At 68.1% G+C, this 24,504-nt stretch carries 22 protein-coding genes and 2 tRNA genes; 20 read left to right on the top strand and 4 right to left on the bottom strand.

Going from position 1 to position 24,504, the window contains the following annotated elements; genetic code table 11:
* The first annotated feature begins 16 nt into the window (after positions 1-16).
* On the top strand, positions 17-1,783 hold the full coding sequence (gene leuA / locus CXY76_RS02515) for a 2-isopropylmalate synthase (protein ID WP_104162695.1): 1,767 nt from the start codon (positions 17-19) through the stop codon (positions 1,781-1,783).
* A 79-nt stretch (positions 1,784-1,862) separates the two neighbouring features.
* Here leuA and CXY76_RS02510 read toward each other — a convergent pair whose 3' ends face one another.
* Both CXY76_RS02510 and CXY76_RS02505 read right to left on the bottom strand, forming a co-directional pair.
* Positions 1,863-2,570: a hypothetical protein gene (locus CXY76_RS02510; protein WP_199190180.1), complete on the bottom strand. Its 708-nt coding sequence runs from the start codon at positions 2,568-2,570 to the stop codon at positions 1,863-1,865.
* 112 nt (positions 2,571-2,682) lie between these two features.
* Positions 2,683-3,417: a trimeric intracellular cation channel family protein gene (locus CXY76_RS02505; protein ID WP_104162694.1), complete on the bottom strand. Its 735-nt coding sequence runs from the start codon at positions 3,415-3,417 to the stop codon at positions 2,683-2,685.
* A gap of 76 nt (positions 3,418-3,493) precedes the next feature.
* Between CXY76_RS02505 and recO the strand changes: the two genes are divergently transcribed.
* From recO to CXY76_RS02440, 15 genes are all read left to right on the top strand, one after another.
* Entirely contained in the window at positions 3,494-4,216 is a 723-nt protein-coding gene (gene recO, locus CXY76_RS02500; protein WP_104162693.1) for a DNA repair protein RecO, read from the top strand.
* Positions 4,213-5,040: an isoprenyl transferase gene (locus CXY76_RS02495; protein ID WP_104162692.1), complete on the top strand. Its 828-nt coding sequence runs from the start codon at positions 4,213-4,215 to the stop codon at positions 5,038-5,040. Before recO ends, CXY76_RS02495 begins: the two co-directional genes overlap by 4 nt.
* Positions 5,041-5,092: 52 nt before the next feature.
* Entirely contained in the window at positions 5,093-5,767 is a 675-nt protein-coding gene (locus CXY76_RS02490) for a DsbA family protein (RefSeq protein ID WP_104162691.1), read from the top strand.
* The gene (locus CXY76_RS19730) at positions 5,764-5,886 is read left to right on the top strand and encodes a hypothetical protein (protein ID WP_255408452.1); all 123 of its coding nucleotides are present in this window, start codon (positions 5,764-5,766) and stop codon (positions 5,884-5,886) included. The genes CXY76_RS02490 and CXY76_RS19730 overlap by 4 nt, the downstream gene beginning before the upstream one ends.
* A gap of 68 nt (positions 5,887-5,954) precedes the next feature.
* Complete coding sequence (gene dusB, locus CXY76_RS19590) at positions 5,955-7,118, top strand: tRNA dihydrouridine synthase DusB (RefSeq protein ID WP_158253820.1); 1,164 nt, start codon at positions 5,955-5,957, stop codon at positions 7,116-7,118.
* Entirely contained in the window at positions 7,111-8,409 is a 1,299-nt protein-coding gene (locus tag CXY76_RS02485) for a deoxyguanosinetriphosphate triphosphohydrolase (RefSeq protein WP_233199520.1), read from the top strand. Before dusB ends, CXY76_RS02485 begins: the two co-directional genes overlap by 8 nt.
* Complete coding sequence (gene dnaG / locus CXY76_RS02480) at positions 8,397-10,256, top strand: DNA primase (protein ID WP_104162689.1); 1,860 nt, start codon at positions 8,397-8,399, stop codon at positions 10,254-10,256. Before CXY76_RS02485 ends, dnaG begins: the two co-directional genes overlap by 13 nt.
* Before the next feature lie 157 nt (positions 10,257-10,413).
* Positions 10,414-12,042, top strand: coding sequence for an ABC transporter substrate-binding protein (locus tag CXY76_RS02475; RefSeq protein WP_104162688.1), 1,629 nt, complete (start codon positions 10,414-10,416; stop codon positions 12,040-12,042).
* Positions 12,043-12,134: 92 nt separating this feature from the next.
* A complete protein-coding gene (locus CXY76_RS02470; protein WP_104162687.1) occupies positions 12,135-13,238 on the top strand; it encodes an ABC transporter permease in 1,104 nt (367 codons plus the stop codon).
* 2 nt (positions 13,239-13,240) lie between these two features.
* On the top strand, positions 13,241-14,308 hold the full coding sequence (locus tag CXY76_RS02465; RefSeq protein WP_104162686.1) for an ABC transporter permease: 1,068 nt from the start codon (positions 13,241-13,243) through the stop codon (positions 14,306-14,308).
* A complete protein-coding gene (locus tag CXY76_RS02460) occupies positions 14,305-16,017 on the top strand; it encodes an ABC transporter ATP-binding protein (protein WP_104162685.1) in 1,713 nt (570 codons plus the stop codon). The genes CXY76_RS02465 and CXY76_RS02460 overlap by 4 nt, the downstream gene beginning before the upstream one ends.
* 5 nt (positions 16,018-16,022) lie before the next feature.
* Positions 16,023-16,892, top strand: a complete 870-nt coding sequence (locus tag CXY76_RS02455) for an ATP-binding cassette domain-containing protein (protein ID WP_104162684.1) — start codon at positions 16,023-16,025, stop codon at positions 16,890-16,892.
* Positions 16,889-17,881 (top strand): D-isomer specific 2-hydroxyacid dehydrogenase family protein, encoded by a 993-nt coding sequence (locus CXY76_RS02450; protein ID WP_104162683.1) that lies wholly within the window; start codon positions 16,889-16,891, stop codon positions 17,879-17,881. The genes CXY76_RS02455 and CXY76_RS02450 overlap by 4 nt, the downstream gene beginning before the upstream one ends.
* An 85-nt stretch (positions 17,882-17,966) precedes the next feature.
* Positions 17,967-18,039, top strand: a tRNA-Asn gene (locus CXY76_RS02445).
* A 100-nt stretch (positions 18,040-18,139) separates the two neighbouring features.
* Positions 18,140-19,015: a sensor histidine kinase gene (locus tag CXY76_RS02440; RefSeq protein ID WP_233199519.1), complete on the top strand. Its 876-nt coding sequence runs from the start codon at positions 18,140-18,142 to the stop codon at positions 19,013-19,015.
* A gap of 13 nt (positions 19,016-19,028) precedes the next feature.
* Here CXY76_RS02440 and def read toward each other — a convergent pair whose 3' ends face one another.
* Positions 19,029-19,595: a peptide deformylase gene (gene def / locus CXY76_RS02435; protein ID WP_104162681.1), complete on the bottom strand. Its 567-nt coding sequence runs from the start codon at positions 19,593-19,595 to the stop codon at positions 19,029-19,031.
* Positions 19,596-19,635: 40 nt separating this feature from the next.
* Here def and CXY76_RS02430 point away from each other — a divergent pair, with 40 nt between their 5' ends.
* The 4 genes from CXY76_RS02430 to CXY76_RS02415 all read left to right on the top strand — a co-directional run bounded on the left by CXY76_RS02430 (position 19,636) and on the right by CXY76_RS02415 (position 23,865).
* Positions 19,636-20,550 (top strand): DMT family transporter, encoded by a 915-nt coding sequence (locus CXY76_RS02430; protein WP_104162680.1) that lies wholly within the window; start codon positions 19,636-19,638, stop codon positions 20,548-20,550.
* 155 nt (positions 20,551-20,705) lie between these two features.
* A complete protein-coding gene (locus CXY76_RS02425; protein WP_233199518.1) occupies positions 20,706-22,001 on the top strand; it encodes a glycosyltransferase in 1,296 nt (431 codons plus the stop codon).
* A 34-nt stretch (positions 22,002-22,035) separates the two neighbouring features.
* Positions 22,036-22,109: transfer RNA gene (locus tag CXY76_RS02420), tRNA-Ile, on the top strand.
* Positions 22,110-22,125: 16 nt separating this feature from the next.
* Entirely contained in the window at positions 22,126-23,865 is a 1,740-nt protein-coding gene (locus tag CXY76_RS02415; protein WP_104162679.1) for a bifunctional 3'-5' exonuclease/DNA polymerase, read from the top strand.
* A 1-nt stretch (position 23,866) separates the two neighbouring features.
* On the opposite strand, the gene CXY76_RS19500 is transcribed toward CXY76_RS02415, so the two are convergent.
* Entirely contained in the window at positions 23,867-24,454 is a 588-nt protein-coding gene (locus CXY76_RS19500; protein WP_199190179.1) for a PadR family transcriptional regulator, read from the bottom strand.
* Positions 24,455-24,504: the final 50 nt, after the last annotated feature.

The following is a 24,504-nucleotide window of genomic DNA, read 5'->3' as shown; positions in this document are numbered from 1 at the left end:
AGGAGAGATTGAGACCATGAAGAACAATCAGGCCGCATCAACGATGCCGGTACACAAGTACCGCCCGTATCAGGACCAATTCAGCGTCGACCTGCCGGATCGCACCTGGCCGGCCAACCGCATCACCGTCGCACCGCGCTGGTGCGCCGTCGACCTGCGTGACGGCAACCAGGCGCTCATCGACCCGATGAGCCCCGAACGCAAGCGGATCATGTTCGACCTGCTGGTGCGGATGGGCTACAAGGAGATCGAGGTCGGCTTCCCGTCGGCCAGCCAGACCGACTTCGACTTCGTGCGCAGCCTCATCGAGGACGGCGCGATCCCGGACGACGTGACCATCCAGGTGCTCACCCAGGCGCGTGAGCACCTGATCCGCCGCACCTACGAGTCCATCGTCGGAGCCAAGCAGGCCATCGTGCACCTGTACAACTCCACCAGCGTGCTGCAGCGCGAGGTCGTGTTCCGCGAGGACAAGCAGGGCATCATCGACCTGGCCCTGTTCGGCGCCCGCACCTGCCGGGAACTCGAAGCGACGGTGCCCGGCACCGCCGTCTACTACGAGTACTCGCCGGAGAGCTTCACCGGCACCGAACTGGAATTCGCCGTCGACATCTCCAACCAGGTGATCGAGATCTTCGAGCCCACCCCGGAGCGCAAGGTCATCATCAACCTGCCGGCCACCGTCGAGATGGCCACGCCCAACGTGTATGCCGACGCGATCGAGTGGATGAGCCGCAACCTGGCGCACCGCGAGAACGTGCTGCTGTCGCTGCACCCGCACAACGACCGCGGTACCGCGATCGCCGCAGCCGAGCTGGGCTACCTCGCCGGCGCCGACCGCATCGAGGGGTGCCTGTTCGGCAACGGTGAGCGCACCGGCAACGTCGACCTGGTTGCCCTGGGCATCAACCTGTTCACCCAGGGCATCGACCCGCAGATCGACTTCAGCAACATCGACGAGGTCAAGCGCACCGCGGAGTACTGCAACCAGCTGCCCGTTCCCGAGCGCAGCCCCTGGGCGGGCGACCTGGTCTTCACGGCCTTCAGCGGCTCCCACCAGGACGCGATCAAGAAGGGCTTCGAGGCCATGGCCGCCGAGGCCGCCGAGACCGGTTCCAGCGTCGATGACCTGGTCTGGGCCGTGCCGTACCTGCCGATCGACCCCAAGGACCTGGGCCGCAGCTACGAGGCGGTCATCCGGGTCAACTCGCAGTCGGGCAAGGGCGGCGTCGCCTACCTGCTCAAGACGGACCACCACCTCGACCTGCCGCGCAAGCTGCAGATCGAGTTCTCCGGCGTCGTGCAGGCCAAAACCGACACGGACGGCGGCGAGGTCACCAGCGATCAGATTTGGGACATCTTCAACGACGAGTACCTGCCGGCCATCCACACCAACCCGGATGCGAAGTGGGGCCGGTTCGAGCTGTTCTCCACTCGCACCTCCAGCGACCTGGCCGGTGCGGTCGACCTCACCGTCGACCTGCGCGATTCGGACGCCGTCGCCCCGGCCACAGCGACAGGCAACGGCCCGATCGCGGCATTCCTGGGCATCATGGCCGACCGCGGCGTCACGATCACCCTGTACGACTACGTCGAGCACGCCATGTCGGCCGGCGGGGACGCCTCGGCCGCGGCCTACGTCGAGCTCGACGTGAACGGAAAGCGGTTCTGGGGCGTCGGCATCGACCCCGACATCTCGACGGCATCGCTGAAGGCCGTCGTGTCGGCGGTCAACCGCGGCATCAGGGCGGAAGCGGGCGACCGGGAACTGGCCGCCGTCTAACCTCCACGCAGATGGCCCCGGCTTCGACTCTCGTCGGGGCCGGGGCCATTCTGTGTGTTGGTCAGACCCGCAGTGTTGGTCAGACCCGCATTGCCCGCCGAGACTGGGTGGGTGTGAGCGGCTGCGGTACCTGCACGGGCTCGCCGTCCGGCTTGCCCAGCACCGCTGTGCAGTCGTCGATGGCCTGCGCCAACAGGTCGTAGAGACGCTCATCGGTGTCGGGAATGCACGCCTCGGCGATGCCCTGCACCGTGATGCGGATGATCGACTCCGCGGTGCGGTCGGTGAACCGGGTACGAGACCAGGACCCCACCGAACCCATGAACTCCCGCGCCCAGCGTTCGGTCTGCGGCGCCTTGTCGAACGCCGCACGCACCTGCTCTGACACGTCGATCGGGGTTCCCTCCGATGACCGCGCCAGGTGCCGCTGACAGTTGAGGATGCCAACGGCCAGGGCCCGCTGGTGATCGGCGCTGACCACCGGCAGACCGGCCGTCGCGGCCCGCAGGGCCACGACGAGACGTACCCGCTGGTCGTCGCCGCGCAGTCCGATCACGGACGGGATCAGCATCATCAGGCGGGATCTGGCGTCATCGGAGGTGCAGTCGTTGACCATGCGCGCGAGCGAGGCCAGGACCGGATGTGTGCACGCTGGATGGTCGCTCCACGCCTCACCGGATAGGTGCGACGCGAACTCCATGAAGCACGCTCCGCTGCGTGGGGACTTGTGTTTGCCCCGGGAAAGGACAGGCAACAGCTCGGGCGCAGTGCCCTCGAATCGTTTCATGGAGTACCTCCCTGCGACGTGGTTGTGCCTCAATACTGACCCCAGATTGGGGGAAAGGCGAGCCCAAAACCGGTCAGGATGATAAATCCTCAGAAAACGGTGAGGGAGCGGGTCAGCGGTCTGCCGTGAGGGCGGGCTCGGAGACGGCGGGGACCCGGCGCCGCCACCCGCGCAGCGGCTGGATCGAACCCCGCCGGCGCCAGTGCGGCCAGCTGCCGATGGCTCGCTGTTGCGGCAGGGTCCAGCCGAATCGGGCCGCGAGCACCCGGATGACGGTGGTCGTGACCACGCAGATGAGCGCCGCCACGGTGATCTGCACCTCGAACACCACGAGGATGACCAGAAGCCCGCAGCCCGCGAGAGCGGCGGCGGCGTACAGCGAGCCCACGTGCATCACGGCGATGGGCACGTTCAGCATCATGTCTCGCAGCACGGACCCGCCCACGGCGGAGACCACTCCGACGAAGAGGGCGGGGATCTCCGGCAGTCCCGCGGCGAGCGCCTTGGTGGTGCCGATCACGCCGAACAGGCCGATGGTCACGGCGTCGAGGGTGATGATCAGGGGGCCGAGGCGGTTGAACAGGCTCTGCAGGAGCATTCCCAGCAGCGCGAATACCGCCGCGACGGGCAGGTACCAGTTACTCAGCAGCGCGGCCGGCACCCCGCCGAGCAGGATGTCGCGCAGCAGGCCGCCGCCCAGGCCCACCGTGATCCCGATGATCGAGATGCCCAGCAGGTCCATCCGGCGGTCGGTGAACCGGCCGGCGAACATCGCTCCCTGGATGGCGCCGATGGCGACGGCGACGAGGTCGATCCAGAGCGGAATGGCGAAGAGCGGAGTGGGCACCGTCAATATCTACCACGGCCGGCATGAGCTCCGGCGCGGGCGTCGGCATCCGCCCGCGGGAGTGGGAGAATTGACCGTGCCCGTTTATCGTGATGAAGCCGTCGTGCTGCGCACCCACAAGCTGGGTGAAGCGGACCGCATCATCACGCTGCTCACCCGGCAGCACGGCAAGGTGCGTGCGGTCGCCAAGGGCGTGCGCCGCACGGCGTCGAAATTCGGCGCCAGGCTTGAGCCGTTCATGGTCGTCGACGTGCAGCTCTACATCGGTCGCAGCCTCGACATCGTCAACCAGGCCGAGTCGATCGGCTCATACGGAGCCGTCATCACCGCCGACTACGGCAGCTACACCGCCGCCAGCGCCATGGTCGAAACCGCGGACAAGCTCACCGAATCCGAGGGATCGCTGCAGCAGTACCTGCTGCTGGTCGGGGCGCTGCGGTCGCTGTCCAGGCACGAGCACGGCTCCGGCGCCACCCTCAACTCCTACCTGCTGCGGTCCCTGTCCATGGCCGGCTGGGCGCCCAGCTTCCGGGACTGCGCCCGCTGCGGCGCGCCGGGCCCGCACTCGGCTTTCGTAGCCCAGGTCGGCGGCATCGTGTGCGACAACTGTGCCGCCCCGGGTTCGCCCCGCCTCGACCCCGACACCATCGCCCTGCTCAGCGCCCTGCTCACCGGCGACTGGGCATACACGGCAGAGGCCTCAGACACCACCCACGCCCAGGCCACCGGGGTCGTCGCCGCGTACACGCAGTGGCACCTCGGCCGCGGCCTTCGATCCCTGGAGCACGTGCGCCCATGACGCCCAACCCCTTCCGTTCCTCCCCGGCCACCCCGTTCACCCACAAGGACGCCGTGCCGTTCAAGCCCGTGGACTGGACCGGGCTCTACCCACCGGTTCTGCCGGCCAAGGTCGTTCCCGAACACGTTGCCATCGTCATGGACGGCAATGGGCGCTGGGCCAACGCCAGGGGCCTGTCCAGGGTCGAGGGCCACAAGGCCGGGGAGGCCTCGCTGCTCGATGTGGTCGCCGGCGCCATCCAGATCGGCGTCAAGCACCTGAGCGTGTACGCGTTCTCCACCGAGAATTGGAAGCGCTCGCCCGACGAGGTGCGCTTCCTGATGGGCTTCAACCGGGACGTGCTGCACCGCCGCCGCGATCAGCTCAACGACTGGGGCGTGCGGGTGCGCTGGGCGGGCCGGAAGCCCAAGCTGTGGGCCTCCGTGATCAACGAGCTGCAGTTCGCTGAGAAACTCACCGCCGGCAACGACGTACTGACCCTCACCATGTGCGTCAACTACGGCGGCCGCACCGAGATCGCGGATGCCGTGCGGGCCCTGGCCGAGGACGTCGCCGCGGGCCGGCTGAAGCCGTCCGGCATCACCGAGAAGTCCATCCAGCGGCACCTGTACACCTCCGCACTGCCCGACGTCGACCTGTTCGTGCGCAGCTCGGGGGAGCAGCGCACCAGCAACTTCCTGCTCTGGCAGAGCGCGTATGCCGAGATGGTGTTCCTGGACACCCTGTGGCCGGACTTCTCCCGCGTCGACCTCTGGCACGCCATCGAGCTCTACGCCGCCCGCAACCGCCGCTACGGCGGCGCCGTGGACACCCCCACAGCCTGAGCCGGAACTCTCGTCGGGAATAACTGGAGGGACTTCTCGGGTTAGCCTCCTCGTGAGTGAAACCATCAAAGTAGACATCTGGTCCGACGTGCAGTGCCCCTGGTGCTATATCGGCAAGCGCAAGTTCGAGGCCGGCGTGGCCGCCTTCGGCGACGAGGTCGAGGTGGAGTACCACTCGTTCGAACTCGCCCCGGACACCCCCGTCGATTTCGCGGGCAGCCCGATCGATTACCTCAGTGAGCGCAAGGGCATCCCGGTGCCGCAGGTGCTCGAGATGCTTGAACGGGTCACCGGCATCGCCGAGAGCGTCGGACTGCACTACGACTACGACTCCGTGCACCAGACCAACACCATCAAGGCGCACGAGCTGCTGCACTACGCCAAGGCCCACGGTCTGCAGCTGCAGATGAAGGAGAGCCTCCTCAAGGCGTACTTCGTCGACGGCGGGCACGTCGGCCGCATCGAGGATCTCGCCGACCTCGCCGCCGCGATCGGCCTGGACCGAGCCGACGTGGTGCGATCTCTCACAGAGAACGAATACCTGGCCGCGGTCAAGGCCGATGTCGCCCAGGCCACCGAGTACGGCATCCAGGGGGTGCCCTTCTTCGTGATCGACGGCAAGTACGGCATCTCCGGCGCGCAGGACCCTGATACCTTTGCGCAAGCCCTCCGCCAGGTGCGGGGCGAACGAGCAGCAACCCTGACACCCGAGGAGACCACCGCATGAGCCTGAACACCACCGACCCGGTCACCGAAGCGCCCACCACCCCCCGCCCGATCATCCAGTTGCTGGAACAGGATGACACGGCCGGCGGATGCTGCGGCGGCGGTTCCTGCGGCATCTAGCCTCCCCTTCGCCACCGCCGGCCGCGCGTGGCGTCCATGCCCGGCCAGGTCTGGGAGAATTGGATGAGATGAACACTCCCACTTCCACGATCAGCCCGGTGTCCCCGCTTCGAATCGGCGACATCGAACTCGATGTGCCCGTGGTGCTGGCACCCATGGCCGGCATCACCAACACGGCGTTCCGTCGGCTCTGCCGCGAATACGGCGCCGGACTCTACGTGAGCGAAATGATCACCTCACGGGCGCTCGTCGAACGCACACCGGAGTCGATGCGGCTGATCACGCACCACGAGAGCGAGAAGACCCGCTCCATCCAGCTCTACGGCGTCGACCCGAAGACGGTCTCAGAGGCCGTCACCATGCTCGTCGCCGAGGACCGCGCCGACCACATCGACCTGAACTTCGGCTGCCCGGTGCCCAAGGTCACCCGCAAGGGCGGGGGAGCGGCGCTGCCCTGGAAGATCACCCTGTTCCGGGAGATCGTCGAAGCCGCCGTCACGGCCGCGGGGACGATTCCGCTGACCGTCAAGATGCGAAAGGGCATCGACTCCGACCACCTCACCTACCTCGAGGCCGGTCGTGTCGCCGAGGGCGCCGGGGTGTCCGCCATCGCGCTGCACGCCCGCACCGCGGCGGACTACTACTCCGGCCACGCCGACTGGGCCGCCATCAAGACCCTCAAGGACACCATCACCAGCGTGCCCGTGCTCGGCAACGGCGACATCTGGTCGGCCGCCGACGCCCTCCGCATGGTCGAGGAGACCGGCTGCGACGGCGTCGTCGTCGGGCGCGGCTGCCTCGGCCGCCCGTGGCTGTTCGGCGACCTCGCTGCGGCGTTCCGCGGCGAAGTGGTCAAGGCCGAACCCACCCTGGGGCAGGTCGCGGATGCGTTCCGCCGGCACGCCGAACTGCTCACCGAGTTCTTCGACAGCGAGGAACGGGCCTGCCGCGACGTGCGCAAGCACGTGGCCTGGTACTTCAAGGGCTACCCGGTCGGCGGCGACCTCCGCGCCAGCCTGGCCTCCGTCGTGTCGCTCGAGCAGCTGGACGAGCTCCTGGCGACCATGGACCCCGACCAGCCGTACCCCGGCATCGGGGCCGAGGGCCAGCGCGGCCGGGCCGGCAGCCCCAAGAAGACCGCTCTGCCCGAACGCTGGCTCGACTCCCGCGACATCGTCGGCGCAGAGCGCAACAATCTCACCGAGGGCGAGGGGGACACCAGCGGTGGTTAATCAGACCGGATACAGCGTTCACGACGAGGCCAGGTTCCGCCCTGAAGAGCACGACTCCAGTCGCAGCGACTTCGCCCGCGACAGGGCGCGGCTGCTGCACTCCAGCGCCCTGCGCCGCCTGGCCGCGAAGACCCAGGTGCTCAGCCCCGCCGCCGGTCTGGACTTCGCCCGCAACCGCCTCACGCACTCGCTCGAGGTCGCCCAGATCGGCCGGGAACTCGCGCTCCGCCTGGCCCTGGACCCCGACATCGTCGACACGGCGTGCCTGGCGCACGACATCGGTCATCCGCCGTTCGGTCACAACGGTGAGAAGGCGCTCAACACCTGGGCCGCCGACATCGGCGGCTTCGAGGGAAACGCGCAGACCCTGCGCCTGCTCAGCCGGCTCGAACCCAAGGTTTTCGGTGACAACGGCGCGACCTTCGGGCTGAACCTCACCCGCGCCAGCCTCGACGCCAGTTGCAAATACCCGTGGGCCGCCGACTCCTCGGTGGCCGACCCGAGCGGGCGCGCCAAATTCGGCTTCTACGAGGACGACCGCGCCGCCTTCGAATGGCTGCGCGCCGGGGCACCGGAACGCCAGCTCTGCGTCGAAGCGCAGGTGATGGACCTCTCCGACGACATCGCCTACTCTGTGCACGACTTCGAGGACGCCGTGGTCAGCGGCTACCTCGACGTGGAACTGCTCAGCAGCCGCAGCGACCACGCCGCCCTGGTCACCTCGATGTACGAGTGGACCGGCGGGCAGTTCAGCCACGACGAACTCATCGCCGCTTTCGACAGACTCGACGCCCTCGACGTGTGGCTGCACAGCTGGAGCGCCGGCCGCCGGGACCAGGGCCGACTGAAGAACCTGACCAGCCAGCTCATCGGACGGTTCAGCGGCGCGGCCGTCTCGGCCACCAGGGCCGCCTACCCCGACCGGCACCTCATCCGTTTCGCCGCCCACGTGGTCGTACCGCGCGAAGTGCAGGCGGAGATCGGTGTGCTGAAGGGCATCGTCGCCGCGTTCGTCATGTCCACCCACGTGCGCCAGCCGATCTACGTCGAGCAACGCGAGACGCTCACCTACCTGGCCGACACCCTGCTGGCCACCGGGGACGAGCACCTCGACCCCGGCTTCCGGGAGGATTGGGTTGGCGCTGCGGACGACGCGGGGCGCAAACGCGTGATCGTGGACCAGGTCGCCAGCCTCACCGATCAGAGCGCGATCGCCCTGCAGCGCCGGCTCCACCTGACCCGTGAACCCGCCGGGATCAAGCTCGGGACGGGTGCGGCATGGCAGGACTGATCCGGCAGGGCGACGTCGAAGAGGTCAAGGCCCGCACCAACATCGCCGACATCGTCAGTGACTATGTCAGCCTCAAGTCGGCCGGGGTCGGTTCGATGAAGGGACTGTGCCCGTTCCACGACGAACGCAGCCCCAGTTTTCATGTGCGCCCGCAGGTCGGCTTCTACCACTGCTTCGGCTGCGGAGAGAGCGGCGACGTCTACTCCTTCCTGCAGAAGATGGACCACGTCAGCTTCAGCGAGGCCGTCGAACGGTTGGCCGGCCGGGCCGGCATCGAGCTGCACTACGAGGGCGGCGGCGCCGAGGCCCCCGACCACACCAACCGGGCCCGGCTGTACGCGGCCAACCAGGCCGCCGCCGAGTTCTTCATCGACAAACTCGGCAGCCCGGGGGCCCAGGTCGGCCGCACCTTCCTCGGCGACCGTGGCTTCGATGCCCAGGCCGCCGAACGCTTCGGCGTCGGTTTTGCGCCGAAAAGCTGGGACGAACTGACCAAACATCTGCGCGGCCGTGGCTTCAGCACCGAGGAACTGACCCTCTCCGGCCTGGTCTCGGCCGGGGACCGGGGGATCTACGACAGGTTCCGCGGCCGTCTGGTCTGGCCGATCCGTGACATCACCGGGCAGACCATCGGCTTCGGCGCACGCAAGCTGCTCGAAGACGACAAGGGCCCCAAATACCTCAACACACCCGAAACCCCGATCTACCACAAGGCCCAGGTCCTCTACGGCCTGGACCTGGCCAAGCGTGACATCTCTCGTAACCACCAAGTCGTGGTCGTCGAGGGCTACACCGACGTGATGGCCTGCCACCTGGCGGGTGTGACCACGGCCGTGGCCACCTGCGGGACCTCGTTCGGTGTGGACCACATCAAGGTCTTGCGCCGGGTGCTCGGCGACGACAGCGGCGTCGGCGAGGTCGTCTTCACCTTCGACCCCGACGCCGCCGGCCAGAAGGCCGCCGTGCGCGCCTTCGCCGAGGAGCAACGGTTCAGCGCCCAGACCTTCGTGGCCGTCGCCCCGGAAGGGCTCGACCCGTGCGACCTGCGGCTGCACCGCGGGGACGACGCGGTACGTCGTCTGGTCGACTCCAAGAAGCCCATGTTCGAATTCATGATCCGCCAGCTCCTGGCCCAGTACAACCTTGACACCGTCGAAGGCCGGGTCTCCGCCCTGCGCGCGGCCGCCCCGGTGGTCAGCGACATCCGGGACCCGTCACTGCGACCGGGGTACACCCACGAACTCTCCCGCATGCTGGGCATGGACCTCGGTGAGGTGTCCCGCGCCGTGAGCGCGGCCCAGGCCAGGTCCCGCACCGCTCCGGTCGAAGCGCCGCGCCGCGCGGGGGAGCCGGCAGCCGCCCCACGCGAGCGGCTCTTCGCCCTCGCCGACCTGCCCCAGGACCCGGTCACCCGGATCGAGCGCGACGCGCTGATGGCGATGCTGCAGCATCCCACCCTCGTGGGCCTCGACCTCGTGCAGCGTGCGGTGTCGACGGGTATGACCAACAGCACCCTCGCCGTGGTCCGGGACGCCGTGGCCGCCGCCCTGCCGCACGCCGCCGCGCCGGACTGGCTGGAACGGGTCGTCCAGGAGACCCCGGCTCCGCTGGCGAACCTGGTCACCGAACTGGCGGTGGCCCCGCTGCCGGAGCGCACCGAGCGCGAGGTCACCCGCTACGTGCGCGATATCACCATCGTGCTGATTGAGAAGGATCTGCTGCGGCAGAAAGCGGAACTCCTCGGCCGCCTGCAACGGGCCGATGCGACCAACCGCGAGGTGTATGTCGCGATCCAGCGTGAGCTCGTGCGGGTCGAAGCGGAACGGCGCAACCTCCGCGTGGAGTAGCCGGCCTATATTGCGGGTCTATTAAGATGCATAAAAAAATGGTCGTCTGACGCGCAGAGTGTGCTAATTCTTGGTTTACAGCAACGCATATCTGCGTCTGGACGCAGATACTCGGATTCACCAAGACATCCACACCTTGAGGAAGAGGCATTCGACTATGGCTTTTGAACCCACCAGGCGCGGCCGCGCCGTCGGCGTCACCGCCGGTCTCGCCGCCGCAGCACTCGTGCTCGCCGGCTGTGCAGGCTCCACCGCCGAGGAGCCGGGCGCCGCTCCGCTCACCATCGGCACCACCGACAAGGTCACCACCCTTGACCCGGCCGGTTCGTACGACAACGGCTCGTTCGCCGTGCAGAACCAGGTTTTCCCGTTCCTCATGAACACCCCATACGGCAGCCCCGACGTGGAGCCCGACATCGCGGTCTCCGCCGAGTTCACCGCGCCGACGCAGTACACGGTCACCCTCAAGCCAGACCTGGTCTGGGCCAACGGCAACACACTGACCTCCTCCGACGTCAAGTTCTCCTTCGACCGCCAGTTGGCGATTGCCGCCGACAACGGCCCCTCCTCGTTGCTGTACAACCTGGAGAGCGTCGACACCCCCGACGACACCACCGTGGTGTTCAACCTGCTCGCCCCCGACGACCAGATCTTCCCGCAGATCCTGTCCAGCCCGGCCGGCCCGATCGTCGACGAAGAGTCCTTCTCGGCCACCGAGCTCACCAGCGACGACGACATCGTCAAGGCCAACGCGTTCGCCGGCCAGTACGTGATCACCAGCTACGACTTCAACAACCTCATCGGCTACAAGGCCAACCCCGACTACGAGGGTCTCCTCGGCGCGGCGAAGACCGACGTCGTGAACGTCAAGTACTTCGCCGACTCGTCGAACCTCAAGCTGGAGGTGCAGGAGGGCGGCATCGATGTGGCGTTCCGCAGCCTGAGCGCGACGGACATCGACGACCTTCGCGGCAACGACAACGTCGAGGTCGTCGACGGTCCCGGCGGAGAGATCCGCTACATCACCTTCAACTTCGACACCCAGCCGTTCGGCGCCACCACAGCCGACGCCGATGCGGCCAAGTCCCTCGCCGTGCGCCAGGCCGTCGCCGACCTCGTCGACCGTGAAGAGATCGCCGACCAGGTGTACAAGGGCACATACACCCCGCTGTACTCCTACGTTCCGGCCGGCCTGACCGGCGCGACCGAGTCCCTCAAGGGCCTCTACGGCGACGGCAACGGCGCTCCGGATGCCGACAAGGCCGCGGCGACGCTCACGGCCGCCGGCATCACCGAGCCCGTCGAGCTCAACCTGCAGTACAGCAACGACCACTACGGGCCCTCGTCCGGCGACGAATACGCGCTGATCAAGGACCAGCTGGAGTCCAGCGGACTGTTCACGGTGAACCTGCAGACCACCGAGTGGGTGCAGTACTCCAAGGACCGCTCCAGCGACGTCTACCCCGCGTACCAGCTCGGCTGGTTCCCGGACTACTCCGACGCTGACAACTACCTGACGCCGTTCTTCCTCACGGAGAACTTCCTGAAGAATCACTTCGTCGACCAGGAGGTCAACGACCTGATCCTTCAGCAGGCCGTGACCGTCGACCCCGCCGCGCGCACCGCTCTCCTCGAACAGATCCAGGACAAGGTCGCAGCCCAGCTGTCGACGGTGCCCCTGCTCCAGGGCGCGCAGGTCGCCGTGACCGGTAAGACGGTCACCGGAGCCAGCGACACGCTCGACGCGTCGTTCAAGTTCCGCTACGCGGCCCTCGCCAAGGGCTAGGTTCACAGGTTTCACCTAGCTAGACGACGGGGGCGTTCAGGCGACTACTCGCCGAACGCCCCCGTCTTTCGTTTTGCACGAGTGAGGTAGGAATGACGACTGTAGCGACAACGCCAGCGGCCCCGGCGGCCGGGCGAGCGCCCACCACGACGGCACCGAAGAAGAAGGGTTCCGGCGGCGGAATCATCCGCTACATCGTGATCCGCTTCCTGCTGATCTTCCCGACGATCTTCATCCTGGTCTCCATGGTGTTCTGGCTGATGCGCACCACGGGTGACCCGATCACCGCGGCCCTCGGCGGCCGGCTGAGCGCCGACCAGCTCGCTGAGCGGGTTGCCGCGGCCGGCTACGACAGGCCCATCCTGGTGCAGTACGTCGAGTACCTCGGCCAGATCTTCACGGGCAACTTCGGCACCACGATCAGCACCAACCGGCCGGTCTCCGAGGTGCTTCTCACCTACGGCGCCGCCACCGCCGAGCTGGCGTTCTACGCCCTGCTGGTGGCCTTCATCGTCGGGATCCCGCTGGGCATGGTCGCCGCATACTGGCGAGACAAGTCGCCGGACGCGTCGCTGCGAATCTTCGCCATCCTCTGCTACGCCACCCCGGTGTTCTTCTCCGGGCTGCTCTTCAAGCTCATTTTCGCCGTCTGGTTGAAGGTCCTGCCTGTCGCAGGCCGGGCATCGACGAGTTCGGAGCTGCAGATGCAGCTGCTGCCGGGCAAGACCGGTTTGTACACCATCGACGCCATCCAGACCGGCAACCCGGCGGTCCTGGTCGATGTCCTGACCCACGCCGTGCTGCCCGCCCTGGCACTGGGGCTGCTGACCGCCGGGGTCTTCCTGCGCCTGGTCCGCACCAACGTGATCGGCACCCTGGGCACCGACTACGTCGACGCCGCCCGGTCCCGCGGGGTCAGCGAATTCAGGCTCGTGCAGAAGCACGCGTACCGGCCGGCACTGATCCCGATCATCACCGTGATCGGACTGCAGATCGCCCTGCTCCTCGGCGGCGCGGTGCTGACCGAGACCACCTTCGAGTGGAAGGGCCTGGGCTTCATGCTCTCCGAATTCCTCCAGGCCAGGGACTTCGTCGCCGTGCAGGGCATCGTCGCCCTGCTCGCGGTCATCGTCGCCCTGTCCAACTTCATCGTGGACATCATCGCCGCGCTGATCGACCCGAGAGTGCGGTACTGACCATGACCCGGATCGATTCCCCGCCCCGCCAGCCGAGCCGCCTGGCCCGCCTGCCCATCATCCACCAGCTCCACCAGAGCGTCGGCCTGCAGCGCGGGATGCTGGTGGCGGGCCTGGTCATCACGACGCTTTTTGTGCTCACCGCCATTCTGGCGCCGTTGGTCGCGCCGTACGGCTATAGCCAGTTGCGCGGTCCGGACGGAGTCTTCGGCGCCCAGCAGCCGCCAGGCGGCGCGCACCTGTTCGGCACCACGGTCGGCGGTTACGACGTGCTCTCCAGGGTGCTCTGGGGCGCCCAGACGGCCCTGTTCGTGATCGTGGTCGCCGTGCTGCTGTCGATCTTCGCCGGCGTGTTCCTGGGCCTGGTGTCCGGGTATTTCGGGGGCTGGCTCGACCGCGTGCTCGTGGTCGTCTGCGACGCCGTCTACGCGTTCCCGTCGCTGCTGCTGGCCATCGTGATGTCCATCGTCATCTCCGGCGGCAAGTCCGACCTTGTCGGCGGGGTCATGGCGGCAGCCATCTCGATCACCGTGGTGTTCATTCCGCAGTACTTCAGGGTGATCCGGGCCGAGACCGTGCGGATCAAATCGGAGGCCTACGTCGAATCCGCGCGCGTGCTGGGTTCCGGCAACATCCGGATCATGGTTCGGCACGTGTTGCGCAACGCCACCCGCACCCTGCCACTGATCTTCACCCTCAATTCCTCCGAGGCGATCCTCACCCTCGCCGGACTCGGGTTCCTCGGTTTCGGCATCGAACCGACCGCCGCGTCCGAATGGGGCTACGACCTCAACAAGGCGATTTCCGACGTGTCCAGCGGAATCTGGTGGACCTCGTTGTTCCCCGGCCTGGCGATCGTGCTGGTGGTGATGGGCATCACCCTGGTCGGGGAGAGCCTCAACGACCTGGCCGACCCCCGGCTGCGTGGCCGCCGCGCGGTCGGCGCCAACGCGGGTCTGGTCGCGGAGACCTCCGTGGTCCCCGGCGGTACCCTGGCCGCCGGTCCCGGCGGTCTTGACGGGCTCGAGAGCGCCCCCATCCACCCGAGCGACGGCGAGGCCATCTCATGAGCGACATCCGCACCGAACGGTCGCAGACCGTCCTCAGGATCGACGACCTCGGCGTGTCCTTCTCCACCGACGCCGGCGCTGTGCGCGCCGTCGACGGGGTCAGTCTCAGCGTGCGCCGCGGCGAGGTCCTCGCGATCGTCGGCGAGAGCGGCAGCGGCAAGACCGTGACCGCCAAGACCATCCTCGGGCTGCTGCCCGAGACCGCGGTCTCCGAGGGCGCCGTGATCCTCACCAGCAGGGACGGGGCGAGCGAGAACAACGTCATCGCGCTCAGCCGCCAGCGCCTGCGCCAGGTGCGTGGCACCGACGTCTCCATGGTGTTCCAGGAGCCGTCCACGGCGCTGAACCCCGTGTACACCGTCGGTTGGCAGATCATGGAGGGCATCAGGGCGCACGGCAAGGTCAGCCGTGCCGACGCCAAGAAGAAGGCCGTCGAGATCCTCGGCAGGGTCGGCATCCCCGACCCGGAGGTGCGGGTCAACTACTACCCGCACCAGTTCTCCGGCGGCCAGAAGCAACGGGTGGTGATCGCCATGGCCCTGGTCCTCGAACCGGGCCTGATCGTCGCCGACGAACCCACGACGGCACTCGACGTCACCGTGCAGGCCGAGATCCTCGACCTCCTCCGGCGCTGCCGCGACGAGTTCGGCACCGCGATCGTGCTGATCACCCACAACATGGGTGTCGTGGCCGACCTCGCCGACAGGGTCGCGGTGATGTACCAGGGCAAGGTCGTCGAGGAAGCCGACGCTCAGACGCTCTTCACCTCACCCCAGGATCCGTACACCCAGAAGCTCCTCGCTGCGGTGCCGTACGTCGGCCAGGGGGTCGTGCGGGCGGCCGCGAGGGCCGAGGCCCGTGGCCCGGAATGGGCCGCGCAAACGCCCGTCGTCATCGCGGACAACCTGCGTATCCAATACCCCGGCAGGCTCGGCCGACCGGGCTTCGTGGCCGTGGACGGCGTGAGCTTCTCGATCCGCCCTGGCGAGGTTCTCGGCCTGGTGGGGGAAAGCGGGTCGGGCAAGACCACGATCGGCCGCGCCATCGCCGGCCTCACCAGGGTCACCGACGGGTCCCTCAGCGTTCTCGGTCATGAGATGAACGGTTTCAAGGAGCGCCGGTTCAAGCACCTGCGCAGCGATATCGGCTTCGTGTTCCAGGACCCGGCCTCCAGTTTCAACCCGCTGCTCACCATCGCCGACTGCGTCGCCGAACCGCTCGTGGTGCACGGGCGGGCCGCGAACCCGCGGGCCGCACGAGCACGGGTCGACGAACTGCTCGAGGCCGTACAACTGCCGCGGGCCTTCGGTGACCGCTTCCCCCACGAGCTCAGCGGCGGTCAGCGCCAGCGGGCCAGCCTGGCCAGGGCGCTGGCGTTGGAACCTGCCCTGCTGATCGCGGACGAGCCGACCTCGGCCCTGGACGTGTCGGTGCAGGCCAGGGTGCTGGAACTCTTCGCCGAACTGCAACGCGAATTCGGCTTCGCCGCCCTGTTCATCAGCCACGACCTCGCTGTTGTGGACATCCTCGCCGACCGGATCGCCGTGCTCTACCACGGTCGCCTGGTCGAGGAGGGCACCGGTGCCCAGGTCCTCGGATCGCCTCGCGACCCGTACACCCAGCGCCTCCTCGCGTCCCTGCCGGTGCCCGATCCGGCCGCCCAGGCGAAGCGCCGGGACGAACTCCGGAGGCTGCGTGCGGCAGGATAGTAGTCATGAGACGCGTCGAAGCAGATCCGTATCCGATCCTTGCCAGTGACCTGACCGTCGAATACGCCGCCCACGGCGCCAGCCCCGCCTTCGTGGCGCTGCGGGGCCTGACCCTGACCCTCGGCCGGGGGGAGGTCCTCGGGCTGCTGGGCGAGAGCGGGTCGGGCAAGAGCACGATCGCCCGGGTGCTCTCCGGGGCGGACTCCGGGGCCGGTCACGGTGAGGTGCGCGCACAGATCACCGGCGGGCAGGCGACGGTGCTGGGCTACCCGCTGCGACGAATCAGCCGACGCAAACTCGCCAGGCTGACCTTCGGCGTGGGGATGCTCGCCCAGAACGCCGCGAGCACCCTCCCCGCCAGCCTCACCGTGGCCGACATCGTTGCCGAACCCGTTCTCGAACGCGACCGGCGCTACAACAAGGCCGCGCAGGAGACTCTCGTTGCGACGATGGTCGACGCCGTGCGACTGCCGCTCTCGGTGCTGGGCAAATACCCCTACGAACTCAGCAGCGGCCAACGCCAGCGCGTGGCACTGGCCAAGGCCCTGGTCTTCGGCCCGGCGCTGCTCATCGCCGACGAACCCACCGCGGGTGTGGATGCCCTGGTGCGCGACGACGTCATCGACCTGATCGGTGAACTGCAACGCGAACGCGCATTCTCGGCGGTGCTGATCAGCAACGACCTGAGCGTGCTCCGACGGGTCGCCGACAGGATCGGGGTCATGCACCAGGGCGTCCTGGTCGGACTGGGCACCATCGACGAGGTCTTCGACAACCCCTGGCATCCCTACGTCGTCGAACTCGCCGCGGCGCTGACGCTGGACAGCACGGCGTTCGACTCCACCGGCGACACGGACCGGGACTCAGAGGCATGACCGGGCAACACCGTGCCGTACTCTCCGACGAGCCGGAGCGAGACGCCGGCGCCTGGCGGCCGACGCCCGGCGCCGTGGCCATCCTGCCCGCGGAAACGGCACTGTTCGTCGATGCCGTCGGAACGGCCGGGGGAGTCGTGGCCCCGCTGTCACCGGACACCCGCGGCATCATCTGGCTGTCATACGCCAGGGCCGCTGAACTCGGTGACGTGCTGGCGGAGAACCCCCAGATCGGCTGGGTGCAGCTGCCCTGGGCCGGTGTCGACGCCTTCGCCGACGTCCTCTCGCGGCATCAGCGGCATGACCTGCTCGTGACCAGCGCCAAGGGGGCCTACGCCCAACCAGTGGCCGAACACGCACTGGCCTTGATCCTGGCGTCGCTGAGGGTGCTCCCCGTGCGGGCCAGGGCTCGGTCCTGGAACACGGTGCCCGCCGGAGCGTCGCTCTACGGCCGCTCGGTGCTGATCATCGGGGCCGGCGGCATCGCCCGGGAGCTGATCCGGTTGCTCGAACCGTTCGGCACCCGCATCGTGGTGGTGCGCCGCAGCTCGGAGCCCGTGCCGGGAGCCGCCCGCACCGTGCCGGTGGGACAGCTGAACGCTGAACTGCCCCTGGCCGACATCGTGGTGGTTGCCGCCGCGCTGACCGGCGACACCCGTCACTTGCTCGGTGCCGCCGAACTCGCCCTGATGGCACCGACGGCCCACCTGGTGAACATCGCCAGGGGACCACTCGTCGACACCGACGCGCTCGTGGCCGCGCTGGCCGCCGGAACGCTTGCGGGCGCGGCCATCGACGTCACCGACCCGGAACCGCTGCCGGACGGACATCCGCTCTGGAGCGAGCCCCGATGCCTCATCACGCCGCACATGGCCGACACGCCCGAGATGACCGCGCCGCTTCTCGCCGAGAGAATTCGGCTCAATGTGGCCGCTTTGCTGGGAAACGGGCCGTTTGTCGGGGTCGTCGACCCCGTCGCGGGGTACTGACCGTCCTCTCGGATTTGGTGCACGGCGAACTTTTGGTAAAGTAACTACGCCGTTCAAGCGAGTGAAACTCTCGCTGAGCATGCATTCCTCGATAGCTCAATTGGCAGAGCAGCGCACTGTTAATGCGCAGGTTCTTGGTTCGAGTCCAAGTCGGGGAGCGAAAAGGCCACTAGGGGCTCCACCCCCGGTGGCCTTTTTTGTGCCCTCTGGCGGTCGCGGCCGCTAGTCTGATCCCGAAAGATGCGAAAGGTGGCGGTTGTGTTCTCCTGGCAGATTCTCAGCGCTGTTCTCGCCGTGCTCGCCGCGGCCCTGATGGTTCTCTGGCTGCTGGCCGTTGCGCAGCAACGCCGCAGCCGCTTCGCCAGGTCGGCGGCCGAACGCGTGCGCATCGACCTCGAGCTGTCGCTTGCCGAGCAGCACGGGCGTCTCGCGATCATCCGGGAGCTGCAGGACATCGCCGTGCTGTCACTCGCGCGCCTCATCACCCGGGCCGAGGGGGCACGCTACGCGGCCGAGAGCGACCCGACCACGGCCGTGCGCGCCGCGACGGCCCTGGTCGAGGACGGCAGGGTGACACTCGCCGACCTGCGGCGGGTCCTGACCATCGCCAGGGAGGGCGAGGCCATCGCCACCAACGCGCCGGGTCTGCAGTCGGCCCGCAACCTTTTCGGCGTGATGCGCGATGCCGGCCTGGCCGTCGGCTTCACCGAGTCCGGCGACAGGTTCCCGCTCAAGCCGGGGGCGGAGCTGGCCATCTACCGCATCCTGCAGAGCGCCCTCGCCAACGCGCTCAAACACGGCGGAGTCGGCACCGAGGCACGAGTGTCATTCACCTGGACCCAGGACGGCCTGCAGCTTCTCATCGACGATGATGGCATCCGGGCCGCGGCCAGACGGGAGAGCGCCTCGCCCTCAGATTTCGCCGCCAAGACCGCCTACACGATCGACGACGACCTCAAGGCCCTGAGCGAGAGCATCTCCGGCGCCGGGATCACCCAGATGCGCGAACGGGCCCAGCTCTTCGGCGGGATCTTCAATGCCGGTACCGTGCCGGGGGTCGGCTTCTCGGTCTCAGCGGTCTTCCCGTCGCTGCGTTTCCACAACGGCGTGCACGGCGTCAACCTGACCCGCTGAGCCGCTGACCCGGTCAGCTCTCGAGGTCGTCCACCCCGGGCAGCCAGGTCACGCCGGGCACGCCCCAGCCGCGCTTCCGGCTCACCTTGGCGGCGATCTTGGCGTAGAAGTGCTCGAGCCTGTCCACATAGAGGGTGCCGTCGAGGTGGTCGAACTCGTGCTGGAAGATACGGGCCAGCCAGCCTTCGGCCCGGATCTCGAACGGCTTCTGGTCGAGGTCAACGGCGCGCAGCACGGCTGAGCCTGCCCGCTGCAGGGGGAACCGCTCGCCGGGAAACGACAGGCACCCCTCGACGTCTTCGTCTTCGTCGGCCTCGCCTGCGGGCACCGGGGTGATCCAGAGTTCCGGATTGATCGCGACACCCCGGGTCTCGATCTCGTCGTCGTCGAGGAAACTGAACGTGAACAGCCGCAGCCCGACCCCCACCTGGGGTCCGGCGAGACCGACACCGGGAGCGGCATCCATCGTCTCGAACATGTCCTGCACCAGCGTGCGCAACTCGTCGTCGAACACGACGACGGGCGCGGCGGGGGAGTGCAGGACGGGGTCACCTGAAATTACTATCGGTCGAACGGCCATTCAGCAAGGATATCGGCATGGATCTCGATAGTCTCGTTGAGTGACTCCCGACCTGACAGACCTGGCTGGTGAGATCGCGATTGATCCGCGCCAGGCCATCGGAATTCCGCTCGCGTTGATCGGCGCGGTCTTCCTCTCCCTGGGCGCACAATTCCAGCACCGGGGCGTGACCAAGGTGGAAGCGCACACCCGGGAAATCACCGGCGGGCTCAACACCCGGCAGCTTGTGCTGTTGCTGTCCCGGCCCTCCTGGGTGTTCGGCACGCTGATGCTCGGCCTGGCCATCGCCTTCCAGCTCACCAGCCTCGCGTTCGCGCCCCTCATCGTCGTGCAGCCCCTCGGCGCTGTGGCCCTGGTCATCACGGCGATCCTGAACGCCAGGGTGAGCCACGTCAAACTCAACCGGGCATCGGTCATCGCGATCGCCATGTGTGTCGGCGGGGTCGGGCTGTTCGTCACCGTCGCCGCGTTCACGGCGGTCGACAAGCCCGTGACGGATGCGAACCTGATCACCATCCTGGTAGTCCTCGCGGTGGTCCTGGCCGCCTTCACCGTCGCGTTCGTGATGCTCCGCTCCCGGTTCAAGGCGATCTTCTACATCATCGGCGCCGGCGTGCTCTACGGATTCGTGGCCACTCTCGCCAAGGTCATCATCAACCGCATCCAGAACGGCAATTTTGAGTGGCTCACCCTCGTCTGCGTCGTCGGGCTGCTTCTCGCGGCGGCTTCAGGCGCCTACTTCGTGCAGAACGCGTACTCGTCAGGTCCGCCCGACCTGGTCATCGCGGGTCTGACTGTGATCGACCCGATGATCGCCGTCGGCATCGGCGTGATCGTGCTGGGGGAGGCCTCCCAGGCGCCGACCTGGGCCGCAGCCCTTTTCGCCGTCGCGGGGGCCGTGGCGATCTGGGGTGTCTTCAGGCTCGCGAAGTACCATCCGCAAACTCAGAGCTGACCGGTGCTTTTCGTGAACGCGCCGCGTCTGGGGGGCTGCCGTGGGCCAGGCGGTTTAGAATAGGGTGCTAGCACACCTCGACGGCGAGATTCGTTGAGACCCAGACTTCGCGCCGGACGCTGATCCCCGGCCCACCTACGTAGGGACTATCCCACTTGAGCGCTTCATCTGATTTACCGGGCACCTCGTCCGACCCGGCCCTGCCGGCCCCGACCCGGCCCATCCGGGTTCTCATCGCCGCCGACACTTTCGCGCCCGATGTGAACGGTGCGGCCCGGTTCGCGGAACGGCTCGCCGCCGGTCTGGTCGGACGCGGCCACGTGGTGCAGATCATGGCTCCAGCTCCGACCCGCAAGCACGGCACCTGGACGGAGGTGCACGAGGGCGAATCGATGACAGTGCACCGCCTGCACAGCTGGCGGTGGCGCCCGCACGACTGGCTCCGCTTTGCGTTGCCGTGGATCGTGCGCAAGCAGAGCCGCGCCATCCTCGACTCCTTCCAGCCCGATGTCGTGCACTTCCAGTCCCACATCGTCGTGGGCCGCGGTGTCTCGATCGAGGCGCAGAAGCGCGGGATCCGCATCATCGGCACCAACCACTTCATGCCCGAGAACATGCTGCAGTTCTCCCTCGTTCCCAAGGGTTTCCAGGACCAGCTCGTCAGGGCGCTCTGGAAAGACGCTGAGCACACCTTCAAGCGTGCTGAGGCCGTCACCACGCCGACCCGCCGGGCGGCGGAATTCCTGGAGAAGTACACCGGACTCGCGGGCGTGCAGGCCATCTCCTGCGGAATCGACGCCGACAACTATTCCCCCAGCTTCGCTCCGCGCACCGAGAACCGCATTCTCTTCGTCGGCCGGGTCACCGGTGAAAAGCAGATCGACGTCCTGGTCCAGGCCGTGGCCCTGCTGGACGCGAGCCTGAATGCCCAGGTCGAAATCGTCGGCGGCGGCGACCAGCGCCGCAACCTGGAACACCTCGTGGAATCGCTGGGCCTGAGCGCACAGTTCACCTTCACGGGCTACGTCACCGACGAGGAACTGCGCGAGGCGTACTCGCGCGCCACGGTGTTCGCGATGCCGTCCATTGCGGAGCTGCAGAGCATTGCGACCATGGAGGCCATGGCTTCCGGTCTCCCGATCGTGGCGGCGAACGCGATGGCGCTGCCGCACCTGGTCCACGACGGGCAGAACGGTTACCTGTTCGAGCCGGGCAGTGCCCAGGACCTGGCGGACAAACTGACCCGGGTGTTCACCCGGTCGCCCGAAGAGCTGGACGCCCTCAAGCACGAGTCGCTGAAGCTGATCGAGGCACACGACATCAAGCGCACCCTGAACACGTTCGAACGCCTCTACCGCGGCGAGTCGACAGTGGACGCTCACGCCGCGGCTCAGCCGGATCCGTCCGCTGCCCGCCCACCGGTCCTGGACGTCACGCCCCGACGCGACTGAAGGGCGGCGTCCGGCCGATACTATGGTCAGGCACGGGGTGGTAGCTCAGCTGGTTAGAGCACGCGGCTCATAACCGCACGGTCACGGGTTCAAGTCCCGTCCACCCTACGAGAAAGCACAGACTGTGTACATCCTGGTGACCGGCTCGCCCTCGGAACGGATCCGGGTCAGGGAGCTGGACTCCGCCGGCGTCCCCGCGGGCGTGGACAGGGTGCTCTCGACCGCCCAGTTCCGTGCGCTGGTGCAGGAACGCGACCAGGACGGGGTGCGCTGGGTCTGGGAGGACACCGCGCGGAGCTACCCCGTCGTGTTGCGGGGGAGCATCAGGGTGCAGCGCTGCCACGACCTCCGACTGTGCCACGCCATCCTGCGCAACTCGGCCCTGACCGGCGGCAGCGCCCTGGCGAACGCCCCGGCAAGCCGCTGGGACGCGCCTGCCGCGGCCGCACCCGTCGAATCCCGCGGCACCACCCTGTTCGACATGGATCTGGGCGTGTCCGAGGACGACCGTTCGGAGCCGGCCGATGACGATGCCCTGGCGGAGTTCCAAGCCCAGCTTCAGGCCGTCCGAGCCTCGGCTGATCCCGGCCGGTTGCGCCTGCTCCTGGCCGCGGAGTCCGTTGGCGCGCTGATCGCGGCCGAGATGCAGTTCGCCGGACTGCCGTGGCGCAGCGCGATCCACGACAGCCTACTCACCGCCGAGCTGGGTCCGCGGGTAGCAGCGGGCATCCGGCCGGCGCGGCTGGAAGAACTCGCGGTGCGTATCCGCACCGAACTGGGCGACCGGGAGGTCAACCCGGATTCCCCGCCAGACCTGCTCCGGGCGCTGAACCGGGCTGGACTGGCCGTGGCGACCACCCGGGCCTGGGAGTTGGAGAAACTCGAACACCCCGTCATCGAGCCCCTGCTGCGGTACAAGAAGCTGTCCAGGCTGCTCGCCGCCAACGGATGGTTCTGGATGGAGAGCTGGATCATCGACGACCGCTTTCACCCCGAGTATCTGCCGGGCGGGGTGGTGACCGGCCGCTGGGCGACCCGCGGCGGAGGCGCGCTGCAGCTCCCGAAGCAGATTCGCGGAGCTGTCGTGGCCGACCCCGGCTGGAGCTTCGTGGTGGCGGACGCCGCTCAATTGGAGCCCCGGATTCTCGCCGCTCTGTCGACGGATACCGCCATGGCCGCCGCCGGTCGGGGGACGGACCTGTACGCCGGAATCGTGGCGAGCGGCGTGGTGGAAACCCGGGCTCACGCGAAGGTCGCCATGCTCGGCGCCATGTACGGCGCCACGTCCGGGGAAAGCGGCCGCCTGCTGCCCCGGCTGGCGCGCGCGTACCCGCGGGCGCTGGCCCTGACCGAGGCGGCGGCCAGGGCGGGGGAGCGCGGCGACGTGGTCAGTACCCGGCTGGGCCGGTCCTCACCCCGGCCAGGGGTCGACTGGCAGGACGACCAGGCGCGCGCGTCGGAGGCCGGGGCATCCCCGGCCGACGAACGCCGGGCCCGGAGCCAGGCCAGGGACTGGGGCCGGTTCACCCGCAACTTCATCGTGCAGGGCAGCGCCGCGGAGTGGGCGCTGTGCTGGATGGCGGAGATCAGAAAGGGGCTTCGGACCCTGACGGGCCCGCCGGGCCCGGCCGCACGGGGAGGGGCGGGTACGCGGACGCCTCCGAGCCCGTTCGCGGACACACCCCATCTGGTCTTCTTCCTGCACGACGAGGTCATTGTGCACACCCCGGCGGCCCTGGCGGGCGAGGTGTCGCGCATCGTCACCGAGGCGGCGTCCACGGCGGGACGACTGCTGTTCGGCGATTTCCCGGTGGACTTCCCGCTGACCTGCGTGGTGGTGGACAGCTACGCGGACGCGAAATAGCTCACGACGACACGCTGGGCCGACGGCCTCGTTTGGGGCGCAGCAGGCGCAGCTCGCGGTGCAGCCGGCGTTCCTCGTCCGCGGGAGGGCTATCCGCGACGGAGGCCACGGTGTCGAGCCAGGCCAGCGCTGCCCTGGCCTGGAGCAGCTGGGCCGCGGTGGCCAACTGTTCCTGACCGGATTCGGCGAGGGGCCCGCCGGGGTCTCCGCCGCGGTTCAGCCGCCGCAGCCAGGCGGTTCGGTATCCGGCCAGCAGCGGGCCGAGATCGACGTGCGGCAGGGAGGAGGCGATCAGCACCCTGTCCAGCATGTCGTTCCAGTCGGCTCCGGAGTCGCTGTCGGTCTCCTGCAGCCACAGCAGAGCCTGGGCGTGGCCGTCGTCGGTGAGCCTGTACAACGGGAGGCCGTCCTCAGTGTGGCCCGCCGCTTCAACGGAGCCCTGCCGGACCAGGCGTTCCAAGGTGCTGTAGATCTGTCCCACGTTGACCGTACGCCGGCCGGCGGTTCGGGTCAGCAGTTCGCCGTGCAGTTGGAAGCCGTACGCCGGACCCATGGTGAGGATGGCGAGGAGCGAATTGCGTACCGACACGAAGCCTCCAGCCTGCGGCTGCGACGGTCGCGGTCGACCTCTAAAGCCAT

Source organism: Cryobacterium sp. N22 (assembly GCF_002929555.1).
Taxonomy (GTDB): Bacteria; Actinomycetota; Actinomycetes; order Actinomycetales; family Microbacteriaceae; genus Cryobacterium.
Note: the sequence above shows the minus strand (reverse complement) of the source record. Positions and strands in the feature narration are given on the sequence as shown.